The organism is Mucilaginibacter galii (assembly GCF_014635825.1).
Classification (GTDB): domain Bacteria; phylum Bacteroidota; class Bacteroidia; order Sphingobacteriales; family Sphingobacteriaceae; genus Mucilaginibacter; species Mucilaginibacter galii.
In genome coordinates this window covers 135,112-149,886 of sequence record NZ_BMDO01000004.1, presented here as the reverse complement: position 1 = coordinate 149,886, position 14,775 = coordinate 135,112, and the positions used below count along the sequence as shown (strand labels likewise).

At 43.9% G+C, this 14,775-nt stretch carries 15 protein-coding genes; 12 read left to right on the top strand and 3 right to left on the bottom strand.

Features of this window, described 5'->3' with window-relative positions; genetic code table 11:
- The first annotated feature begins 224 nt into the window (after positions 1-224).
- The 3 genes from IEV61_RS09150 to IEV61_RS09140 all read left to right on the top strand — a co-directional run bounded on the left by IEV61_RS09150 (position 225) and on the right by IEV61_RS09140 (position 4,755).
- Complete coding sequence (locus IEV61_RS09150) at positions 225-1,256, top strand: LacI family DNA-binding transcriptional regulator (RefSeq protein ID WP_188415897.1); 1,032 nt, start codon at positions 225-227, stop codon at positions 1,254-1,256.
- A 3-nt stretch (positions 1,257-1,259) separates the two neighbouring features.
- Positions 1,260-3,425, top strand: coding sequence for an alpha-glucuronidase family glycosyl hydrolase (locus IEV61_RS09145; RefSeq protein ID WP_188415895.1), 2,166 nt, complete (start codon positions 1,260-1,262; stop codon positions 3,423-3,425).
- A gap of 184 nt (positions 3,426-3,609) precedes the next feature.
- Positions 3,610-4,755, top strand: coding sequence for an MFS transporter (locus tag IEV61_RS09140; protein WP_188415893.1), 1,146 nt, complete (start codon positions 3,610-3,612; stop codon positions 4,753-4,755).
- 126 nt (positions 4,756-4,881) lie between these two features.
- On the opposite strand, the gene IEV61_RS09135 is transcribed toward IEV61_RS09140, so the two are convergent.
- Positions 4,882-5,235, bottom strand: a complete 354-nt coding sequence (locus tag IEV61_RS09135) for a 4Fe-4S dicluster domain-containing protein (protein WP_188415891.1) — start codon at positions 5,233-5,235, stop codon at positions 4,882-4,884.
- Between the two features lie 109 nt (positions 5,236-5,344).
- Between IEV61_RS09135 and IEV61_RS09130 the strand changes: the two genes are divergently transcribed.
- The 9 genes from IEV61_RS09130 (at position 5,345) to IEV61_RS09090 (ending at position 13,390) form a co-directional block, all read left to right on the top strand.
- Positions 5,345-6,367, top strand: a complete 1,023-nt coding sequence (locus tag IEV61_RS09130) for an acyl-CoA reductase (RefSeq protein WP_188415889.1) — start codon at positions 5,345-5,347, stop codon at positions 6,365-6,367.
- Between the two features lie 21 nt (positions 6,368-6,388).
- Positions 6,389-6,592, top strand: a complete 204-nt coding sequence (locus IEV61_RS09125) for a fructose-6-phosphate aldolase (RefSeq protein WP_188415887.1) — start codon at positions 6,389-6,391, stop codon at positions 6,590-6,592.
- 5 nt (positions 6,593-6,597) lie between these two features.
- Entirely contained in the window at positions 6,598-7,281 is a 684-nt protein-coding gene (locus IEV61_RS09120; RefSeq protein ID WP_188415885.1) for a cell division ATP-binding protein FtsE, read from the top strand.
- Positions 7,282-7,510: 229 nt separating this feature from the next.
- A complete protein-coding gene (locus IEV61_RS09115; RefSeq protein WP_188416231.1) occupies positions 7,511-8,110 on the top strand; it encodes a nucleotide exchange factor GrpE in 600 nt (199 codons plus the stop codon).
- 105 nt (positions 8,111-8,215) lie between these two features.
- Positions 8,216-9,391 carry a molecular chaperone DnaJ gene (gene dnaJ / locus IEV61_RS09110; protein WP_188415883.1) on the top strand — a complete coding sequence of 392 codons (1,176 nt, stop codon included), beginning with the start codon at positions 8,216-8,218 and terminating at the stop codon, positions 9,389-9,391.
- Between the two features lie 85 nt (positions 9,392-9,476).
- A complete protein-coding gene (locus IEV61_RS09105; RefSeq protein WP_188415881.1) occupies positions 9,477-10,082 on the top strand; it encodes a hypothetical protein in 606 nt (201 codons plus the stop codon).
- Between the two features lie 65 nt (positions 10,083-10,147).
- The gene (locus IEV61_RS09100) at positions 10,148-11,053 is read left to right on the top strand and encodes an ABC transporter ATP-binding protein (protein ID WP_188415879.1); all 906 of its coding nucleotides are present in this window, start codon (positions 10,148-10,150) and stop codon (positions 11,051-11,053) included.
- Between the two features lie 3 nt (positions 11,054-11,056).
- Positions 11,057-12,310 carry an ABC transporter permease gene (locus IEV61_RS09095; RefSeq protein ID WP_188415877.1) on the top strand — a complete coding sequence of 418 codons (1,254 nt, stop codon included), beginning with the start codon at positions 11,057-11,059 and terminating at the stop codon, positions 12,308-12,310.
- Positions 12,311-12,418: 108 nt separating this feature from the next.
- A complete protein-coding gene (locus IEV61_RS09090; RefSeq protein WP_188415875.1) occupies positions 12,419-13,390 on the top strand; it encodes a Ppx/GppA phosphatase family protein in 972 nt (323 codons plus the stop codon).
- A 123-nt stretch (positions 13,391-13,513) separates the two neighbouring features.
- On the opposite strand, the gene IEV61_RS09085 is transcribed toward IEV61_RS09090, so the two are convergent.
- Together IEV61_RS09085 and IEV61_RS09080 are read right to left on the bottom strand one after the other, a co-directional pair.
- On the bottom strand, positions 13,514-14,089 hold the full coding sequence (locus IEV61_RS09085) for a Maf family protein (RefSeq protein ID WP_188415873.1): 576 nt from the start codon (positions 14,087-14,089) through the stop codon (positions 13,514-13,516).
- A gap of 138 nt (positions 14,090-14,227) precedes the next feature.
- The gene (locus tag IEV61_RS09080) at positions 14,228-14,740 is read right to left on the bottom strand and encodes a KdsC family phosphatase (protein ID WP_188415871.1); all 513 of its coding nucleotides are present in this window, start codon (positions 14,738-14,740) and stop codon (positions 14,228-14,230) included.
- Positions 14,741-14,775 lie beyond the last annotated feature (35 nt).

Here is a 14,775-nt window from a genome sequence, read left to right as displayed (position 1 = left end):
TAAATCTGCGAACAAATTTCCATATTTACAATCGATTGCAAGAGTAATTTATATATTTGTTTTCGCAACCAATTGTTAAACGGTCCTACATCAACACTGTGCATCAACGGCTTTTTTCTGTTCAGCACCACCATGGTATGTTGATATTCAGCATATTACACGCATAACCCAACGTATAATTAAAAAATTATAACTTTAGGCTTGTAAATACTCATACCAACACGATGGATCCGGAAAAAGAAATAACCATATACGATATAGCCAAAAAGTTAAATATCTCAGCAGCAACGGTGAGCCGTGGCTTAATGGATCATCCTTCGGTTAATATTAATACTAAGCAGAAGGTAGTGGAAGCAGCCCAGGAAATGGGTTACCGATCTAATCATTTGGCCAGTAACCTGCGCAAAAAGAAGAGTAACATTATTGGCATTATAGTGGGTAACCTCAATAGTAGCTTTATGTCTAACGTAATAGCTGGTGTCGAAAAGGTGTTGAGCGAAGCCGGTTATAACCTTATTATAAGCCAGTCGCTGGATAGTGTCGCCAAGGAAGTTAATATAGCGCAGGCCATGTACAATAACCGGGTAGATGGTTTAATGGTTTCTTTGGCCTACGAAACAGAGAATGCCGACCATTTTGAAAGCTTTGTTAAACGCGGCATCCCGCTGGTTTATTTTGACAGGGTTTGGCCCCATCCTAAATGCCCGGGTATTGAAATTGACAACGTAAAAGCATCATACCACATAACTGATCACCTGATTAAGCAAGGCTGTAAACGCATAGCCCATATTACAGCCTTCAGGCTCAGTAGCGTAGCTGCCGACAGGTATAAAGGTTACGAGCAAGCTTTGATTGACAACAACCTGCGTGTAGAAGAAGATCTGATACTGCGTACACAGCTTACCTTAAAAGCAGGTATAGAAGCAGCTCATACCATTTTAGCTATGGCCAAACGCCCCGATGGCGTATTTGTAACTAACGATGCCTGCGCGGTAAGTTGCATGCAGGAGTTAAAGCGCCACGGCATACGCATACCCGATGATATAGCTTTTGCCGGTTTTAACAACGATACCGAAGCAAGCATTATTGAGCCAAACCTTACCACCGTGAACTACAAAGGTTACGACATGGGCGAGGTGGCTGCCAAAATATTAATAAACCGGTTAAATAACAGCGAAAACGTTTCGCCTGCTGATAATAAATTGATACAGAAATCCGAACTCGTTATCAGAGATTCGTCTTTAAAGAAAAAATAAAATATGAATAAGCCAACTGCCTGTATTATACTGTTCCTGTCAATGCTTACATCTTCTTTTGTTAAAGCAGAAGACGGGTACCGTTTATGGCTGCGTTATGATAAGGTACAAAATAGCACATTGTATAACAATTACCGGCAATCGGTTAAACAAATGCAATTCAATGGTTCTTCTCCTACCCTTTTAGCCGCCAAAAGAGAACTGACCAATGCCTTACAGCAGATGCTAAATCTGCAACCGGCCTTGGTAAACAGCGTGACATCTAACGGAACACTCATTGTTGGAACGCCTAAAACATCTGCTAACGTAGCCAAATTCAGTAACGATATTGCAGCAGCAGGCGATGAAGGCTATTTTATAAAAAGCGCTAATATCAACGGTAAAAGCTGCCTGATGATAGGCGCCAATACCGATAAAGGAATATTATACGGTGTTTTCAACTTCCTTAAACTTTTACAAACAGGTCAATCTTTGCAATCGGTTGCGATCAATGAAAGCCCGAAGATTAAAATGCGGGTGTTGAACCACTGGGACAATTTGGACCGTACGGTTGAACGAGGTTATGCAGGCTCATCCATTTGGAAATGGCACAAACTGCCCGGATATATTGACCCACGTTATATTGATTACGCACGTGCTAATGCTTCTATTGGTATTAATGGTGCCGTAGTTAACAATGTGAATGCCAGCGCCATATCGCTTACCAAGGATTATTTGATTAAAGCCTCTGCCTTGGCTAATGTATTTCGCACCTATGGTATAAAGATCTATTTAACGGCACGGTTTAGTGCCCCTATTGAAATTGGCGGCCTAAAAACGGCCGACCCGTTAGATGCAGGCGTAAGGCAATGGTGGAAAGATAAAGCCGATGAGATCTATAAATATATCCCAGATTTTGGTGGCTTCATTGTGAAGGCAAACTCCGAAGGTCAGCCGGGACCACAGACTTATAACCGCAACCATGTGGACGGTGCCAATATGCTGGCCGACGCATTAAAACCACATAACGGCATTGTGATGTGGCGTGCTTTCGTATACGATGATAAGGTGCCCGATGACAGAGCGAAACAAGCCTACAACGAATTTAAGCCTTTGGATGGTCAGTTTAGTGACAATGTGATTGTGCAGGTAAAGAATGGCGCCATCGATTTCCAGCCGCGCGAGCCATTTCACCCGCTTTTTGGAGCCATGCGCAAAACGCCGCTAATGATGGAGTTCCAGATTACGCAGGAGTATTTGGGCTTTTCTACGCACTTGGTGTACTTGGCGCCTATGTTTAAAGAAACCTTAGAATCAGATACTTATGCCAAAGGAAAAGGCTCTACGGTTGCTAAAGATATTGAGGGACAGTTAGACAAGCAAACACTTAGCGGTATGGCCGGTGTGGCTAATATAGGCTCGGATGTGAACTGGACCGGTCACCCTTTTGCGCAGGCTAACTGGTATGCTTTTGGGCGCCTGGCCTGGAACCCCGCACAAAGCTCGGAGGCTATTGCGGATGACTGGCTTCGCATGACCTTTACCCAGGATAATAGCTTTATTAAGCCGGTTAAAGCATTGATGCTCAGCTCACGTGAGACCACGGTTGATTACATGACACCACTTGGTTTACACCACATTATGGGTACCGGTGCACACTACGGTCCCGGCCCTTGGGTAGGCAACTTGGCCCGACCTGACTGGAATCCAACTTATTACCACAAAGCCGATTCGGCAGGGGTTGGTTTCGACCGTACTTCTACCGGTAGTAACGCTGTAGCTCAGTACTTTCCACCGGTTCGTGATGAGTTTGAGCACATTGAAACCACACCCGAAAAGTACTTGCTTTGGTTCCATCATGTAAGCTGGAAACATACCATGCCATCGGGCAAAACGCTGTGGCAGGAAATGGTTGATCATTACTACCGCGGCGTAGACTCGGTTCGTAACATGCAGAAAACGTGGAGTTTAATGCAAGGCAAAATAGATGATGCCCGTTACAATGAAGTAAAACAACTACTGGCCATACAAGAACAGGAAGCTGTTTGGTGGCGCAATGCCTGTGTTTTGTACTTCCAAAGCTTTTCTAAAATGCCTATACCGGCAAGCTACGAAAAGCCCGACCACGATTTAAACTACTACCGTAACCAAAAATTATACTTCTTACCGGGCACTAACGGCGTTCAATAAAATGCATATTCTCATCTGAAAATTACATAAAACTTCAAAAAACTTCATTTTTCCTCATATGCATAAAAGTGGTTCCCGGAACGTACAAAAGTACTTCGGGAACCACTTTTAAACCTCTCGAAAATTTAAATCCAATTTTCCTGATTTAACTAATAGGAAATTTTAATTGTTATTTTTGCCGCACATGACAGAGGTTAAGAACAGGTCGCCCCGCGATCTTCGTATTGGGTGTGCCATTTTCTTTTTTATATCCGGTTTTGGTTATTCCTCCTGGGCATCACGCATCCCATCAATACAACAGCAGCTGCATTTGAACGAAGCTCAACTGGGTACGCTCCTGTTTGCACTGCCTATCGGTTTAATGCTAACCATGCCCGTTACCGGCCGTTTGTTAAGTCACTACACCAGCCGCAGTATTATGCTGTTTGGTGCCTTGCTGTTTAACATCGTTCTGTTCTTTTTGGGGCTGGCTACCGTAGCCTGGCAGTTCGCTATTATTCTGTTCGCTTTTGGGTCGGCACGTAATTTGCTCAACCTGTCGGTCAATGCCCAGTCGGTTGGGGTGCAGTCGTTGTATACCAAATCGGTCATCACTACTTTTCATGGTATCTGGAGCCTGGCCGGTTTTGCCGGGGCTGCCGTGGGTTACTTGATGGTGAAGCTGGGCATCGGCCTAATCTATCACCTGGGCAGCATTAGCATTTTACTGTGCGCCGTATCACTATACTTTTATTCGTATACTTTCTATCAAAAGCCTCAACCTACCGAGCGTAAGCCGTTCCTGATTTTGCCCGATAAGCACATGCTTAAATTTGCCATTATCTCATTCGCCTGCATGGCTTGTGAGAATACCATGTACGATTGGAGCGCTATCTATTTTGAAAAAGCGGTACACGCCAGCGCCTCCACGGCAACTGCAGGCTTTGTGGTTTACATGATAGCCATGACAACGGGCCGCTTCGTGGGCGACAAATTGGTACTGCGCACCGGCATCAAAACATTATTGAGATTTAGCGGCTGGTTCATCCTATCAGGATTATTGTTAGCGGTACTTCTACCCTACCCGCTTACCGCTGGGTTAGGTTTTATTTTGGTAGGCTTAGGTGTGTCGTGCGTGGTGCCGCTGGTGTTTAGCATTGCAGGTAAATCGGCTACGTTGAGCAGCGGAGCGGCCATTGCGTCAATTTCTACCATCGGTTACTTCGGCTTTTTACTGGTACCACCATTTGTGGGCTACATTGCTCAGGCTGCGAGCATCAGGTGGTCGTTTGGGGTAATTGCCATGCTTGGCGGATTAATTGTATGGATGGTGAGTAAGATTAAAGAGTAGCCCCTCCCAACCCTCCCCGGGAGGGAGGGCTTTATAGAACAGGCTTATAATACTGTTCTTAAATTTTATCACAAAAAAAAGGCGGCTACCTTTGCAGGGTGCCGCCTCTGTATCTTAATAATGCTACTATCCTTCCATGTGCAGCCATTCTTTTTTGGCTAACAACTCCTCTTTGGTTTCACGAATATTTTCGTCGTCTACACAGCAATCAACCGGGCAAACGGCAGCGCATTGCGGCTCATCATGAAAACCTACACACTCGGTACACTTATCCGGAACGATATAGTAAATATCATCAGAAATGGCAGCCTGTGTTTCTTCAGCGTTCAAAGTGTTGCCATCACCAAAATCAATAATACCACGCAGTTCCGTACCATCCGAAAAACGCCAGGCAGCACCTGCATCATAAATAGCGTTGTTTGGGCATTCGGGCTCACATGCTCCGCAGTTAATACATTCGTCTGTGATTATAATTGCCATATATCTGTATCTCTATTGTCTTATATTCTATTTAACTTTGCCTTCCGGTAAAAGGCTTGCAAATATAACAAAAAAATCGTTTGCGGGTTTCCACTTCCTTACTGTATATATGTCAAATTTAAGTAAATCATATTTAGTCCAAATATTAGCTGAGTTAGGCCGCCAATTGCTTCACCCCGACCAAACGCTCGAGCAAATTATAGCATCGGAAAGCAACTACAATGCATGGTTTACACCAGAGAGCGTACAACAAGCGGTTACCGCCGCAGGCAACTCACTTACTAAAGAGAGCCTTGAGCAATGGCTTAACGCTTACAACTTTACTCCGCACCAACCTAAAAAGGTAGGCCTTATTTTAGCAGGCAACATTCCGTTGGTGGGTTTTCATGATGTATTATGCGTACTGGTAAGCGGCAATATTGCCTTGATCAAAGCATCATCGCAAGATGCACGTTTAATAAAATACGTCCTACAACTTTTAGCAACCATCGAACCTAAAATTGCCGACCAATACCAGTTTATTGAGCGCCTGGAAGGCTTCGACGCGGTAATAGCCACCGGCAGTAACAATACCTCAAGGTACTTTGACTATTATTTTGGCAAGGTGCCCAACATCATCCGCAAAAACCGCAACAGCATAGCCCTGCTTACAGGCAACGAAACTACCGAACAGCTGCACCTGCTGGGTAAAGATGTATTTGATTACTATGGCCTTGGCTGCCGCAATGTATCTAAAGTGTTAGTGCCTAAAGACTACAACTTCATCCCGTTTTTTGAGGCCATAGAAAGTTATCACCCTATTGGCAACCATCACAAATATCATAACAACTACGATTACAACAAAGCCATTTACCTGGTAAACCGCGATAAGCACCTCGATAACGGCTTTTTGTTGGTTAAAGAAGATGAGCGCCTAACCTCGCCTTTGGCCGTATTATTTTACGAAGAGTACGATGATTTAGCGGCTGCACAAGCCTGGCTCGAACAGCATAGCCAAAACATTCAGTGTGTGGTGAGCGTTGCAAACGTGCATATAAACAACCAGGTGGTTGATTTTGGGCAGAGCCAGCAGCCTGCCCTGTGGGACTATGCCGACGGAATTGATACGCTTCAATTCTTGTCTAATCTTTAATTTTACTTATTTTTGAAGGGCATGTATGTTATCAAAGTTAAAGGCGTTGCCAAAATACCCGATTACGTGCAATTGCGCGATGAGCAGTTTACCCTGCTGGCCTACTTCAGGGTAGACAGGCCCGATAAATCGCTGGATAAGGTGGGCCTGGCCCACAAGAGCGAATACATTATGAGCCTTATCAAAGACCTCCCCTTCGGACAAATTTTAAAACTTGAACTGTAATACCCATGATAGGTAACTCCATTATAAAACTGCAAGGCGTTGATATTTTTCAGCAAAAACACCTGGTACTGTCTGATGTAAATTTGCACATCGATAAAGGCGATTTTGTTTGGCTTATAGGCCAAACAGGTTCAGGCAAAAGCAGTTTATTGAAAGTTATTTATGGTGACCTGAGCATTAACACCGGCCAGGGCCATGCCGGCGGATACGATCTCAACAAGCTGGCTAATAAAGATATTCCATATTTACGCCGCAAGCTGGGCATCGTTTTCCAGGATTTTCAATTGTTGACCGACCGTACCATTGAGCAAAATCTGCTTTTTGTTATGAAAGCTACCGGCTGGAAAGACAAGAAGCTTATTGCCGAACGCATACGCGATGTATTAGAAAAAGTGGGTTTACGCTCCAAGATAAAGAAAATGCCGCACGAGCTATCGGGCGGTGAGCAGCAACGCGTGGTTATTGCCCGTGCCCTGCTTAACGACCCTGAAATTATCCTGGCCGATGAGCCTACCGGTAACCTTGACCCCGATACTTCCGAAGAAATCGTGATGTTGCTGAAACAGATCAGCCTTTCGGGCACGGCCGTTTTAGTGGCCACGCACGATTATCATATCATCCGTACGTTCCCATCGCGCATCATCAAATGCGAATCGGGCAAGGTGTTAGAAGATGTGCAGATAGGATAGTATTTTTAGTTCATGGTTTATTGATGTTAGTTCATAGCAGCGTTAGTTCTCAGCTATGAACCATGAACTAAAAACCATGAACTAACTGACAACTGACAACTTTTTCAGAGCAACTGACAACTCACTCAAGACAATTCTACCTATTTATTTAACCTCATACTGACAGCCTGACCGCTTTGCGGCCATGGCAAGGTACTTGATTTGCAGTATTATCATGAACTTTAAAGACATGTTTAACAAGAATAAAAAGCAGGAAACACCTACAACAGAAGATATAAAAGACGTGAATACGGAAAATACTACACCCGAAGAGCAGGCCGAAAATCCTTTGGCAGATGAATTAAATGTAAGCGCCGAAGAGGTTGAAGTTAACCTTCCATCGGCCGAGGAAAAGCTGAAAGAAGATTTAGCTTTGGCTAACGACAAATACTTACGCCTTTATGCCGAGTTTGATAATTACAAACGCCGCACTACCAAAGAGCGTGTAGATTTACTGCAAACTGCTGGTAAAGAGGTTATCGTATCGATGTTGACCGTGCTGGACGATTTTGAACGTGCCGCTAAAGCCATGGAAAACTCTACCGACATTAACGCTGTAAAAGAAGGTGTAGCTTTGGTACAATCTAAGTTGAAAAACATTTTAGGCCAAAAAGGCCTCAAAGAAATGGAAACTAAAGGTACCCCGTTTGATGCCGACATTCACGAGGCTATTACCAGCATACCCGCACCAAGCGATAACCTGAAAGGCAAAGTGGTTGACGAACTGGAAAAAGGCTACTACCTGAATGATAAGGTGGTGCGCTTTGCCAAAGTAGTTGTTGGAAATTAAGATTAGTTATTAAGTTGATTAAGTTATTAAGTTGTTAGGTTAAGATCAGGCTGAACAAAGCACTATCAATAACTCAATAACCTAATAACTAATAACCATAAAAAAATGGCAAAAAGAGATTATTACGATATATTAGGTGTAGCACGCGGGGCCAGCGAAGATGAAATTAAGAAGGCTTACCGCAAGATGGCTATTAAATATCACCCGGATAAAAACCCGGGCGATGCAGCAGCCGAAGAGAGTTTTAAAGAAGCAGCCGAAGCTTACGAAGTATTAAGCAAGGCCGATAAACGTCAGCGTTATGACCAATTTGGTCATGCGGCCAATGCTTCATCGCCTAATGGTGGTGGCGGTTATGGTGGCCAGGGTATGAATATGGACGACATATTCAGCCAGTTTGGTGATATTTTTGGCGGTGGCGGCGGTAGTCCGTTCGAAGGTTTCTTTGGCGGTGGCGGCGGTGGCCGTCAGCAAGGTGGCCGCAGGGTTGCCCGCGGCAGCAACCTGCGCATTAAGGTTCGCTTAACGTTAGAAGAAATTGCCAACGGCGTTGAAAAGAAAATTAAGGTAAACAAGCAGGTACTTTGCAATACCTGCGATGGTACAGGCGCTAAAGATAAATCATCGTTCAGCACCTGTAAAACCTGCGGTGGCTCGGGTGCAGTGCGCCGGGTGACCAATACCATTTTAGGCCAGATGCAAACTACCAGCACCTGCCCTACCTGTAACGGCGAGGGCAGTACCATTACTGCCAAATGTAATGTTTGCCATGGCGATGGTATAGTGCGTGGCGAAGAAACCATCAGCATTAACATACCAGCCGGGGTAAGCGAAGGCATGCAGCTAAGCATGGGCGGCAAAGGTAACGCAGCCCCACGTGGTGGTGTTCCGGGAGATCTGATCATTTTGATCGAAGAAATCCCTCATGAAACACTGAAACGCGATGGCAACAACGTAATTTACGATATGCACATTAACTTTGTAGATGCCGCTTTAGGTACCAGCGTTGAAGTGCCTACCATTGATGGCAAAGCCAAGATCAAGATTGAGCCTGGCACCCAGGGTGGTAAAATACTACGACTGAAAGGCAAAGGTGTACCCGAGGTAAACTCTTACCACCGCGGCGACCAGTTGGTACACATTAACATATGGACGCCAAAAGCCCTGAGCCGCGAAGAACGCGACATGCTGGAGAAACTGCAAAACTCACCCAACTTTAAACCAAGCCCGGGTAAGAACGAAAAAAGTTTCTTTGAACGTATGAAAGAATACTTTGAATAAGTATAAATTAGATTATAGAATGAAAAGCCTTAATTAAAAATTAAGGCTTTTTTTATGCGTATTAATTTATGTAAACTTGTTTGATATGAACAACCGAAATACCTTAACCACCTTAGTGCTCATCTTGAGTTGCATTCGCGTTTTATCTTTTCTTATTTCTTATATTGGGCTAAAGGTGCTTGGAAACAATTCCATCAATGAATTTCTTAACGCTGTTTATTACACCGGCGCTGTTATGAATATTGCCATCACGCTGTTTTTTGCCCACGCCTTGAGTTTAATTAAGGAAAACATTTGGCGTTCGATGGCCTTTATTTTTTCAGCATTCATGATTGCTGTATTTTTAATGGCCGGTTTTTCCAGGGTATCCGATCCAAACATATTTAAAGCCTTGGGGGCAGTTAATCTATTAATGTTGATCTTTTTTATAGTCCAGTCATTCCTCATCAAAAATCAATATTTCAAAAATGCATTCAGAATTTACAGCATAACTATCCTTTTGATGGTTATTTTAAATTCTGCTATTCCGTATATTCTTTACAAAATGGCACTGCCCATGTCATCAATTCGTTCCATTGCATTAGTGAATATTATACCTGCCATAGTTGAATGTTACCTTGTTTACCTGTTCCAACAATACTTTAATTCGCCTTCGCAGTATTTAGATAATGATTTAAGCGGCGATCTGTAACATTTCGTTAAAAGCGTTCTCTAAAAATAAATTTCATCATCTAAAGCAACCTTATCTGTTTACATATGCTTAGTATACGCAATATTGTGAAACAATACGCCGGCCATACGGCGTTAAGCGATGTGAGTTTGGAAGTTAGCGGCGGGCAAATATTCGGTCTTTTAGGGCCAAATGGTGCCGGTAAAACTTCACTCATCCGTATCATTAATCAAATTACAGCACCCGATTCGGGCGAGATCTATTTCGACGGACAAAAGCTCAACCAATCGCACATTGAGCGTATTGGCTATATGCCCGAAGAGCGCGGTTTGTACAAAAAGATGGCTATTGGCGAGCAAATTGTTTACCTGGCCCGCCTTAAGGGACTAAGCCATGCCGAGGCCACCAAGCGCATTAAATACTGGTTCGAAAAACTACAGATACAGGATTGGTGGGATAAAAAGGTAGAAGAACTATCTAAAGGTATGCAGCAAAAAGCACAGTTTGTGGCCACCGTTTTGCACGAACCCGATCTGATCATTTTGGATGAACCTTTCAGCGGATTTGACCCGGTTAACGCCGAAGTTATCAAGGATGAGATCCTGGAACTGAACCGCAAAGGTGCCACCATTTTGTTTTCTACCCACCGTATGGAATCTGTGGAGGAACTGTGTAACTCCATTGCCCTCATTCATAAATCGCACAAGATACTGGATGGCCGGGTGAAAGATATTCGTAACTCTTATCGCAGCAATACCTTCATGATAGCGTATACCGGCAACAAGCTACAGCTGAACGGCACAGAACCCTTCACCGAGATCAGCGACGCCGTTACCGAAGAAGGCCACAGCATTCGTCTTCAATTGAAAAACGGTTCATCGGTGAACGAGGTGTTGCAGTACTTGCTGCCGCAGGTAAGCATTACCCACCTGCAGGAGGTAATACCCAGTGTGAACGAAATTTTTATTCAAAACGTTAACAAAATAGGCTAAACCATGAACAAAGTTTTACTCATTATACAAAGAGAATACCTGTCGAGGGTGCGCAAAAAGGCTTTTTTGGTTACTGTTTTCCTGGTACCGGTTCTATTGCTGGCCATGTATGCCGTAATGTACCTCATCTATAAAAACAGCAGCGAGTTAAATACCGTTCGCACGGTTAAGGTGATAGACGAAAGCGGTGTTTTTGCGGGCAAGTTGAAAGACGGTAAAAGCATCAAATTTGAAAAAGTAAATGCACCATTGGCATCAGCCAAAAAAGACCTCAAAAAGCACGAAGACGATATCGTATTGTTTATTCCGAAAACTTATGGCCAGCCCAAGGCAGTACAGGTGCTCTCTGAAAAGAAGCCCAACATGTCGGTTTCTAACGCCATAGAACGCCAGCTGAATGATATTGCCACCAATAATAACATGGTAGCCCAGGGCATTAATGCGGAACAATTGAGTAACATCCGCAGTGATATTTCTATCAGTGCTAAAGAACTGACCGATAGCGGTGATGAAAAGGAATCGAACATTGGTGCGCTTTACGTTATTGGTGTAGCCTGCGCTATTATGATCTACCTGTCGCTGTTTATTTATGGTGCGCAGGTAATGCGCGGTGTTATTGAGGAAAAAACCAATCGTATTATCGAGGTCATTGTATCGTCTGTTAAACCGTTTCAGTTGATGCTGGGCAAAATTATTGGCGTAGCATTGGTAAGCTTGACGCAGTTCATTCTGTGGATTCTGCTTTCGTTAGCGGTGAGCTTTATTGCCAACAAGTACTTTGCGGCACCACAAAGCCCGATGCTGGGCTTTTTAGAAGGGTTAAAGAACGTACCTTTCGGCTTTATCATCAGCTGCTTTCTGTTCTACTTCCTGACGGGTTTCCTGCTTTACAGTGCCTTGTTTGCAGCGGTAGGCTCGGCGGTGGATAGCGAATCAGAAACACAGCAGTTTATGTTCCCTATTACCATGCCTTTGCTGTTCACTTATTTGATTTCGGTAAGTTTCCTGGCGCAGAATCCTGATAGCAGCCTGGCATTTTGGCTATCTGTGGTGCCATTTACGGCACCGGTAGCCATGATGGTACGCTTACCCTTCGATCCGCCAACGTGGCAACTTATATTGTCTATGTGTATGATGGTGATTGGGTTTTTATTTACTACCTGGGTAGCATCGCGTATTTACCGTGTGGGTATATTAATGTACGGCAAAAAAGCCAGCTACAGCGAACTGGTGAAGTGGTTCTTCTATAAAGAGTAACAGTCCCCACTTCCCCTTAAAAGGGGAACCTGAAATTGCATATAAAATTTAAGCCCTCCCGCAAAGAGGGCTTAAAACATTTTAAGAGCTTTGGTGTCATTAACCGATATGTCTTTAAAGAATAATCATACTTCCCTTTCAGAGGATACGGGCGCTCGCGTTGCGGTTATGGACCTTGGTACAAATACCTTCCACTTACTTATTGCCGAACCCGACGCCGAAAACTTTTTTAAAGAATTACAGCACGAATACGTAGGTGTCAAATTGGGCGAAGGCGGCATTAACGAAGGCACCATTAAACCTGATGCCTACCAACGAGGCTTGGATACTTTGATATCGTTCCAGGGCATTATTGAGCAGCACAAGGTTAGCAAGGTAAAAGCTATAGCCACCTCAGCACTGCGCAGTGCATCTAACGGGCAACAGTTTATAGATGAGGTTAAACAATATACCGGCATCCATATAGAAACCATCAGCGGAGATACCGAAGCAGGATACATTTACCAGGGTGTTAGAGCATCGGGCTGTCTGGGCACAGAAACCAGCCTGATTATGGATATCGGCGGCGGCAGTGTAGAATTTATACTGACCAATAACCATGAAATATTTTACAAGCAAAGCTTCGAAATTGGCGCAGCCAGGCTAATGGCTAAATTTCACCAAACCGATCCTATCGCACCTCACGAAGTTACATCGCTTAACAAATACCTCGACAAGCAACTGGACCCGCTTTATTCAGCCTTAACCAATCACAGCATTAGCAACTTAATAGGCTCCTCGGGTGCGTTTGAAACTTTTGCCGAACTTATTGAACTGGGAAAAAACAAGACTTTCGATTTAAAGGAAAATAAGACTTATTACTTTAAGGAAGAAGAGTTGCTTAAGCATACCAATCAAATTATACATGCCAATCATGACGAACGGGCAGCTACAAAGGGAATTATTCCTGTCAGGGTGGATATGATCGTGGTGGCTTCGCTCCTGACGCAGTACGTTATGCAGAAATTGGAGGTAAGCAACGTTGTAATGTCGGCGTACTCGCTTAAAGAGGGCGTACTGGCGGAGTTATTTTGCATTTAATCCTGACTTGCCGTTCAGGAGTAATAACGAGAGAACCTGTTTACCTATGATTCTCGACACTTTGCATTTTGAACAAGATCTCTCACTTACGTTCGAGATGACGGTATTTATTAAATATTAGAGTTACTTGCTTAAACGCAGCAACTGCTGGTAAACCTTTTCGGTTGGCAAGCCTACCACATTAGTATACGAGCCCTCTATGCGCTTGATGGCGGTGATGCCTACCCATTCCTGGATGCCGTAAGCTCCGGCTTTATCGTAGGGTTTATATTGCGTTACGTAATTGGTAATTTCCTCATCGTTCAATGTACGGAAAAACACTTCAGATACATCATGAAAAAGATTGTACTCGCCTTTGTAAACAATACAAACGCCGGTAATTACCTTATGTACCCTGCCCGACAGGCGCTTTAACATCGCTATAGCGTGTGCTTCGTCATCCGGCTTACCCAAGATCAAACCGTCTATACAAACAATGGTATCGGCGGTGAGTACGGCTTCGTCGGTCACGGTACCGTCGTAGGCTTTCGCTTTCTTTTCGGCAATGTAAACGGCTACTTCTTCAGGACTTAAATGGTCGGGGTAAGACTCGTCTACTTCCTTCAGTACTATCCTGAAATCTATATCCATTTGCCGCAACAGCTCCTGCCGGCGCGGTGATTTAGAAGCAAGAATGATTTTGGGAAGATTTGGGTTCATGGTTTATTGTTTGTAGTTCATGGAATTAATACATCACATAGCTAACAGGAGACATGAACTATGAACTAACAACTATGAACTAACACCTACATAGCTGCAGTTCCCATGAACTCTGAACCATCAACTATTAGCGAGAGCCTACCAGCTGTAAGCTTCGGCACCCATCCATTTGCCTTGAATTTTGAGCGCTTTTTCAATTACATCGCGGGCACAGCCTTTGCCGCCACCCAGTGGTGATATATATTCGCAAAGTTCTTTAATTTCTTCGGCAGCATCGGCGGGGCAAACCGGCATACCTACCTGGCGCATTACTTCCAGGTCGGGTATATCATCGCCCATGTACATCACATTCATAGGGCTAATACCACGCTCATTAAGGTAAACCTTAAAGGTTTCAGTTTTAACACCCGATCCTAAAAATACATCTTTAATGCCGAGGCTGTTTAAACGGTGCATGGCAATTTTAGAACGACTGCCCGATATGGCGCACACGTTATACCCGCATTTAACAGCCAGCTGCAGGGCATACCCGTCTTTAATGTTGAACGCGCGGGTTTGTTCCCCGGCATCGTTCACATAAACCGATCCGTCTGTTAGCACACCATCCACGTCAAAAATGAACGTGGTGATGTCTTTAAATTTTGTAAGCAAAGTTTTTTGTAATTATTTAATCAAATCAAACAATT